The sequence below is a fragment of the Bizionia sp. genome, from assembly GCF_048259285.1.
Classification (GTDB): domain Bacteria; phylum Bacteroidota; class Bacteroidia; order Flavobacteriales; family Flavobacteriaceae; genus Algorimicrobium; species Algorimicrobium hallyeonense.
In genome coordinates this window covers 1-8,267 of sequence record NZ_JBLXHU010000063.1, presented here as the reverse complement: position 1 = coordinate 8,267, position 8,267 = coordinate 1, and the positions used below count along the sequence as shown (strand labels likewise).

The window sequence follows — 8,267 nt, the reverse complement described above, 5'->3', positions numbered from 1 at the left end:
AATAACATCAGGAATACCAGCATGATTCGTTGCTATTACAGGTAAACCAGCAACGCTAGCTTCCAAGACAGCCAAGGGCGTGCCTTCCATATCACCATTACTAGCAGTTATAGAATGTTGCACAAAAGCTAACGATTCTGATAGTATATGTCTGTAAGTTTCGGGTGTTATGACACCTAAAAATTGAACGTGTTTTTCAATACCATAGTGCTTAACAAGGTTTTGACACATATTAAGCAATACACCATCACCTGCCAAAAGCAATTGAGCATCAGGATGTTTCGCAACGACTTCTTTAAAAGCCAAAATCGTATAATAAGGTGCTTTCTTATCCGTAAAACGGCCAATGCCTATAAACTGCTTTTTCGCATAATTTGGTTTAACCAATTCAAATTCGGGCTGTGGTCCATATACATTATAAACCAGCTTGTCTTTTGGACAGCTTAGCGTTAACAACATCTGTTCCATCTTTCTGGAAACCGCTATAATTTTAGAGGCTATACTAAAAACTTCTTGGTAATTATTGCAATTTATTAAAGTTTCGTAAACACTCACATCATAGCCATGAAAATGAACCACGACAGGCAAACCACTTTGTTTCAAAATGGGCAATAAATGATGAGCATGTGTGCCATACTCTACTAAAACAACATCTATAGCATGTCTTTTTAATGATGCTAAAACCGACTGCTCTTGAACATAAGAATAAGAATAATTTTTAAATTTGCGAATGAAACGATAACGCAAAATTTGTAATTTAGAAACCAAACTTCCAGCACCTTCTAATCTGATGCGCGCTTTTGTTCCAAAATAATAAAAAACAGAACCTTTCAGGTAGTGTTTATGTGCCTGAATAAAGGTTTCCGAATATGGGTTCTGACTGGGTGAAAAAATGGCAATGTTCATCTGCTTAATTTTTTTAACACCTTTCTTAACAATACAGCTTCACGAGTTTTATTCCTTTTATTTTTCAGTAAATTATAATAGACTTTAAAAAAACGTTTAGGTGTATACTTTAAGGTAAATCGGAGCGCATGTGGCATCTGAATTGAAAAACCATCAACAATTACGCTTGTTTTATTGTTCCCATCGAACACAAAGCAACCCAAAACATCTTCGATTTTTACTGGCTTAAAAAGATAAAAAGCACGAATTAAAAACCAATAATCCATTGTATAGTGTTCATCATTTGGAAAATTTCCGATAGTTTCCTGAACCTTTCTTTTATAAAAATAACTAACAGGGTTTAAAGGGAAACGTCCTTTTATAATCGATAAATCTTGCCACAATATAGTTGCATTTGTACTCGTTTCAAGTACCCCATTTCGATCAACATCTAAATTACCCACAATAATATCAGCACTAGGATAATCCTTAAACTTGTCAACAATAATCTGAAAAGCATCTGGGTAAAAATAATCATCAGCATTTAAATACACAATTAAATCTCCAGTACATAATCCAAAAGCTTTGTTCATAGCATCCGATTGCCCACTATCTTTTTCGGATATCCAATTGATATGTGCATGTTTTTTAAGTATCTCTACCGTATTGTCTGATGATAAACCGTCCACAACTATATGCTCCCAATTGGTATAACCTTGCGCTAAAACACTAGCAATACTCGTTTCTATATATTTACCAGAATTATAACTGGGTGTTAATACACTAATTTTCATTTAATAAAGCGTTAACAATTAATAACCTCTCAGATCTTTTACCATACAGATAATACACTCTATTTCTCTTTTAAAAACTTCTCATTATAAACTAAACGAATCCCGTCTTTCAAACCTATCTTATGTTTCCAGCCCAAACCATGAATTTTACTAACGTCTAATAATTTACGTGGCGTACCATCAGGTTTGTCAGTATTCCAATCAATAGTTCCTTTAAAACCAGTAATATCTTGGATTAAATGCGCTAGGTCTTGGATAGATAAATCTGTTCCCGTACCAATATTAATAGGTGCATTCCCGGTGTAATGTGTCATTAAAAAGCAGCAAGCTTCAGCCAAATCATCCACATGCAAAAATTCGCGCATGGGTTTTCCTGAACCCCAAACCTCAACACGAGGTAAATTGGCTTCTTTCGCAGCATGAAACTTACGCAACAAAGCGGGTAGCACATGGGAATTCTTTAAATCGTAATTATCATTCGGTCCATATAAATTAGTAGGCATAGCGGAAATAAAATTACAACCATATTGTCTATTATAATTTTCACAAAGTTTCACACCTGCTATTTTCGCAATAGCATAAGGCTCATTGGTCGGTTCTAAAGCACCAGTTAACATACTAGATTCCTGTATTGGCTGCTCCGCATATTTTGGATAGATACAGGACGACCCTAAAAACAAAAGTTTCTTGACGGCATGCACATAACTCTGATGAATCACGTTCGCCTCCATCATAAGATTCTCATATAAAAAATCGGCACGATACGTATTATTAGCGACAATCCCACCTACTTTAGCGGCCGCGAGAAACACATAGTCTGGTTTTTCCGTTTCAAAAAACGTAGAAACGGCTTGCTGATTGGTTAAATCCAGTTCTTTAGAGCTTCTATAAAGCAAATTCGTAAATCCTTGGGCTTCCAAGGCTCTCATAATGGCAGAACCTACCATTCCAGTATGACCAGCAACATATATTTTAGCGTTTTTATTCATGCTTAAAAGAGGCTTTCTGCGCGTTGGAATCAAAACCACCTGCTTTTAAATAGGCTTCTTTCTGGCACATGTTTAAATCATAAACCATCATTTCGGCTATTAATGTCTCCAAGGTATATTTCGGCTCCCAATTCAACAATTCTTTACATTTATCCGCATTTCCCACTAATAAATCTACTTCTGTTGGTCTATAATAATTAGGATCTATTTTTACAACTACCTGGCCAATGGGCAATTGGTATTCCAAATCATGGCAAGCAGAAACTACCGCCACCTCATCAGCGCCTTTACCCGAAAAGATAAGTTCAATTCCAACCTCTTTAAAAGCCATATTCACAAAATCTCGAACAGTTGTAGTAACACCTGTGGCTATCACATAATCTCTAGGAGTTTCTTGTTGCAACATCAGCCACATAGCTTCTACATAATCTTTGGCATGTCCCCAATCGCGTTGCGCATCTAGATTTCCTAAATATAAAACATCTTGTTGCTTTAAAGCAATCCGACTGGCTGCGCGTGTTATTTTTCGGGACACAAAGGTCTCTCCACGCAAAGGGGATTCGTGATTAAACAAAATCCCATTACAAGCGTACATGTTATAAGCTTCTCTATAATTAACGGTAATCCAGTAGGCATACAATTTTGCCACACCATAAGGCGATCGCGGATAAAATGGTGTCGTTTCACATTGCGGGGTTTCTTGTACTAAACCATATAATTCCGACGTGGAAGCTTGATAGATTTTAGTTTTTTCTGTAAGCCCCAATAAACGAACGGCTTCTAGAATCCGCAAGGTTCCCAAACCATCTACGTTGGCGGTATATTCCGGCGTATCAAAACTCACTTTTACATGACTCATGGCACCCAAATTATAAATCTCATCAGGGTGCACATCTTGAATAATCCGCGTGATATTCATCGCATCACTTAAATCGCCATAATGTAAGGTAAACCGAATATCTTCCTCATGCGGATCTTGATATAAATGATCTACACGGTCTGTATTTAATAAAGAGGCGCGACGTTTAATACCATGTACCTGATAGCCTTTTTCTAGCAAAAGCTCGGCCAAATAGGCACCATCTTGTCCGGTGACCCCTGTAATTAATGCTGTTTTTTGATTTTTCATTTTAAACTTGACACCTCTTATTATTTTAATATAGTCTTAAACAAGTCAATATACGAATCTGCTTGAATTTTTAAATCATATTTTTTAATAGCATGCGCTCTAATAGATTCTCTATCAAATGAGTCCATGGTTACAAGAAACGTGTCAATCGTGTCTAATAATGCCATACTATTAACCGTTTTAGTCAACAAACCATTTTCACCATCTTGAATCATATCTGGAATGCCTCCAATTGGAAACCCTATAACGGGTGTACCGCACATAAGCGATTCTAAAACCGTATTAGGCAAGTTATCCATTAATGAGGGAATAACAAATACATCGGCAGCAGAATAGGCCATACTCATTAAGCGTTCATCATAAATAGAACCTAATTCAATCGTATTCTTAACAGACTCTAATGCACTTTTTTTACTCCCTACAGCACATAAAATCACATCATCACGTTGCATCAAGTCAAAAGCTTTTTTTAAATAGGCATATCCCTTTCGGTGATTACTAATGGAATCGGCTACAAATAAAATAACTTTTTTATTTTTGGGGATATTTAAAATCGCTCTTGAATAATTTCTATTTCTGGGTTGAAATACTTCAGCATTAATCCCATAAGGAATACAATACACTGGTTTTGATTTAAAAACAGTACTGTTTTGAGCTTCTAGTCCCAACCATTCCGAAGGTGCAACGATACTAATATTTGAGGCAGATTGTATGGCTTTAAATTTTAAAGATAAGTTTTCTTTAAATACACGTTTCTCTAGTTCTGATAGCTCTCTTGATAGAGGCTCTCCAACTGAATCTATACCTAAAGTTGTTTCCAAATAGTGTTCGCCACCCGTAAACGGATTCATATCATGCAAGGTCCAAACCACGGGTTTGGTGTTTTTTCTGAAAAAGGACTCATAATCTAAAAAACTGGCTACCCAATGCAAATTAATGATGTCGGCTTCTTGATAAAGTGGAGAACTGGTGATGTCGAAATTTGAATCTGGAAAACTAAATAATTCCAAACCAGATTCCCGTTGTTTTAAAAATTGCTGTTCTTTAGATGGTTTTGGTTTGTTAAGAATACCCATAACACGTAAAAAAAGCAATACTTTTTCTTTTAAAATATGAAACTTACTTTTGGATGAATGGCTTTTATGAAATTGAAATGTTTTAGGTAATGATTTCTCCTTATGTCTTAAAAGCACTTTAGAATCAACCGCTTTATGCAACAAACCTTCATGCAAACGCAAACAGGCATTTGCTGCGCCTCCTCTATCGTATGTGTTGACTATTAGTATTTTCATTTATGCTGTTTAATTCCATAGATATTTAACTGCATATCCATACCACAATATTCCGTTAACTTTACAAATGGAGATTTGCTTGATATCCCAGGAGAAGAAATATAGAGTCTAAAGCCCGCTTCTTTTAGTATTTGTATAATTTCATTCAATGTCTGTTCCTGCCCAACAAAAGAATGATATTCTACAAATATACGTGCCACATTCTCTAAATCTTCAGCTATATCTTTTAATACTGTGGTTTCTGCACCTTCTATATCTAATTTCAAAAAATCTACAGGTTTTTGTAAATAAGGTTTTAAGGAAGTCACTGGTATATCATGACTATTGGAATTATCACTTTTATTAATCGTTTCTAATAATCCAGCATCCGCACCTTCTGACTTGAACTTTAAAGTTGTTTCTTCATTCCATAAACCCTTTTTAATAAGTTTAACAGTATCAAAAGCACAACTCTTTATATTAGACTCCAAAATATCATAGATATAGGAATCTGGTTCAAATGCCACAATCTCTGCATCAGGAAATAGTTTCTTAAAATAAATAGTCGCTAATCCTATATTGGCACCTCCATCAATGATGTAAGGCCTTTGGTTATTTGTTTTAAACTTATAAATTTCTGTTCTAAAAATTTCATCGTACATAAATAAGAAAGAAGCACTATCAGGAATAACCAACTTAAACCCATCAATAACAGCTGATGTTTTTGTATATCTTGGTATTAGTTTTAATTTTTCGAATTCAGTTTCAGACTTTAAAGAAATCTTATTAAGCTTTCGCTTTATAAGTGCTTTAATCTCTGGAGAAATATACTTCTTCATTTATAAATAGTTAAAAAATTCTAATTCAACTTTTGAAAGACTCTCGAAAGATTGAATTAATTCAACTGAAATCTCTTCTTTATATGAACCTACTTTTCCTTTTCTAATAAAGTCTTCATTTGCATCCCATTCTTTATTATTCCAACCAAATTCTTTTTCTTTCTTCTTCATTTGCTCAAAAGAGTTTCCTTCTATAGCTTTATAAATTAAATCGTCCGTGCAACTTAATTTAGCAAACTCTACAATTTTTTTTAATTCCTTAAAGGCATCCTGAATTAAATCTTCATATTTTATTATTAGTATTTCAGCATTAAAAGGGTTATCTAACCAAATTCGAGTATGTTCATGCCATCTACATGGATATACATCTTTACCCTCAAGAACCATCTCCTTTAATGTTACTTGCTTTTTCATAGCTTGATGCATTGCATAATAAGATGCCATGGCGTCTCTACCATCTCGAACCAAATGAATTACACGTTTCATTTCTTTTCTTGGAAGCTCATGCGTTTTAAAAAATACCACATCATGAAATCTTTTATAGTATTGTTTCCCATGAACATCCGGAATCAACTCTTGCGTTAGTGAATCTGGTAGCATGGACGTTTCTATACCATATTGTAAACCAGCTATCAGGTTTTGCATCCATGTATTTCCGGACTTTGGAAAACCTGCAATAAAAATATCCTGTGGTTTTGTTTCTGTAATGGGTAAAAAATTATTCATACGCATCTTATTTTCTGTTTGTTGTGCAATACGCTCATCAAACTTTAAAATACGCTTCATATTTTTTTTTAATTTATTCATCTAAGGTCCATTCTAATTTAGGTGAAACAAGTCCAGGCCATTTTTCAATGTAAGTAGAACCTCCAGCATGTTCACCTTCAATATTAACAAGTAAGACATCAATAGGTTCTATAAGCATTATCTTACCTGGAATTCCGGCGTTTAGAGTTAAGGTATATTGCGTTTTATTTAATAAAAATTCTGGTATGATGAGTTTTAATGTATGTTCTCCTTTTGCAATACCTAATTTGGTTAATTCATGTGAACTAGTGACAAATGCTATAACACCATAGGTGTTTTTAACACTTAAATTAAATCGCATGCCTTTTATCTCCGTTTTGGCTAAAAAAGTGATCTGAATATGGATGGCTTCAGACTGCAAAAATGCCGACCTAATGCGTTGTGTTGTATCTGTAACAGAAACTTGCAACAACTGTATCTCGTTATTACTAACTTCATCAGCAACATATTCAACCAAACCACTACTTAACTGCATATTTTCATTATTCAAATAAAAATCCACAGCGTCATCCGTTCCACCTTCAAAAACCGTTTTCCCGTGCTCCAAAACAATAGCCCGAGTACACAAGCTTTTTACAGCGGCCATATTATGACTCACAAACAACACCGTCCGCCCATCGCCTTGACTAATATCCTGCATTTTGCCAATGGCCTTTTTTTGGAATTCGGCATCACCAACAGCCAACACCTCATCAATCACCAAAATATCAGGTTCTAAAAAAGCGGCAACGGCAAAAGCCAAGCGTACGCGCATACCACTACTATACCGTTTTACAGGGGTATCTACATAACGCTCACAACCAGAAAAAGCAATAATTTCGTCCTCTTTGCTGCGTATTTCAGCCTTACTCATCCCTAGAATAGCCCCATTTAAATAAATATTCTCACGCCCAGTGAGTTCGGGGTGAAACCCCGTTCCTACTTCCAGTAAACTAGCAATGCGGCCTTTGGTTTTAATTTCACCAGTTGTAGGGATCGTAACCCGACTTAATATTTTAAGCAGCGTACTTTTTCCAGCGCCATTTTTCCCAATAATACCCAATACTTCACCGCGCTGTACTTCAAAATTAATGTCTTGCAACGCCCAAACATAATCACTATCCGCTTTAGCACTGCGGTCGTTTACAGAACCCACTTTTAAATACGGATCTTCCTTACCGCGAATACCAGCCCACCACCTGTTCAAATCATGACTAATGGTACCAGTACCCACAAGCCCAAGGCGGTATTGTTTGCTGATGTTTTCGGCTTTTAAAATGACACTCATATTCTATAATTCGTTATTCGATATTCAATGTTTCATTATTCAAACCTCTATAATTCTAACCCGTCAACTGTTAACTGCGACGGCGACTGCGACTGCGACTGCGACTGCGACTATAAAAAAATAATTATTTCTTTCTAACTCATCAATTATCCTTCTTCATTTCAACTTCAACAATCAACAATCGTTAATCTTAAGTCAGTATTCTTTCCTCTTTAATCTTTATTCTCACCTCTACCGACTCACCTCTAACCTCTCACCACTAACCTCTCACCACTAACCTCTCACC

General features: G+C 35.5%; 8 protein-coding genes. All 8 read right to left on the bottom strand.

Annotation, left to right across the window (positions count from 1 at the left end):
* The coding region (locus tag ACN0QX_RS14580) for a glycosyltransferase (RefSeq protein WP_417198001.1) at positions 1–906 on the bottom strand (906 nt) is incomplete at its 3' end.
* On the bottom strand, positions 903–1,679 hold the full coding sequence (locus tag ACN0QX_RS14575) for a glycosyltransferase family 2 protein (RefSeq protein WP_248395114.1): 777 nt from the start codon (positions 1,677–1,679) through the stop codon (positions 903–905). The genes ACN0QX_RS14580 and ACN0QX_RS14575, both read right to left, overlap by 4 nt.
* Before the next feature lie 59 nt (positions 1,680–1,738).
* Entirely contained in the window at positions 1,739–2,668 is a 930-nt protein-coding gene (locus tag ACN0QX_RS14570) for a GDP-L-fucose synthase family protein (protein WP_417197999.1), read from the bottom strand.
* A complete protein-coding gene (gmd, locus tag ACN0QX_RS14565) occupies positions 2,661–3,797 on the bottom strand; it encodes a GDP-mannose 4,6-dehydratase (protein WP_417197997.1) in 1,137 nt (378 codons plus the stop codon). Before gmd ends, ACN0QX_RS14570 begins: the two co-directional genes overlap by 8 nt.
* 20 nt (positions 3,798–3,817) lie before the next feature.
* Positions 3,818–5,089 (bottom strand): glycosyltransferase, encoded by a 1,272-nt coding sequence (locus ACN0QX_RS14560; RefSeq protein WP_417197995.1) that lies wholly within the window; start codon positions 5,087–5,089, stop codon positions 3,818–3,820.
* Positions 5,086–5,907 (bottom strand): FkbM family methyltransferase, encoded by an 822-nt coding sequence (locus ACN0QX_RS14555; protein WP_417197993.1) that lies wholly within the window; start codon positions 5,905–5,907, stop codon positions 5,086–5,088. Before ACN0QX_RS14555 ends, ACN0QX_RS14560 begins: the two co-directional genes overlap by 4 nt.
* On the bottom strand, positions 5,908–6,693 hold the full coding sequence (locus ACN0QX_RS14550) for a sulfotransferase domain-containing protein (protein WP_417197991.1): 786 nt from the start codon (positions 6,691–6,693) through the stop codon (positions 5,908–5,910). It lies immediately after the preceding gene.
* A 13-nt stretch (positions 6,694–6,706) separates the two neighbouring features.
* Positions 6,707–7,981 (bottom strand): ABC transporter ATP-binding protein, encoded by a 1,275-nt coding sequence (locus ACN0QX_RS14545; protein ID WP_417197989.1) that lies wholly within the window; start codon positions 7,979–7,981, stop codon positions 6,707–6,709.
* Between the last annotated feature and the right edge of the window lie 286 nt (positions 7,982–8,267).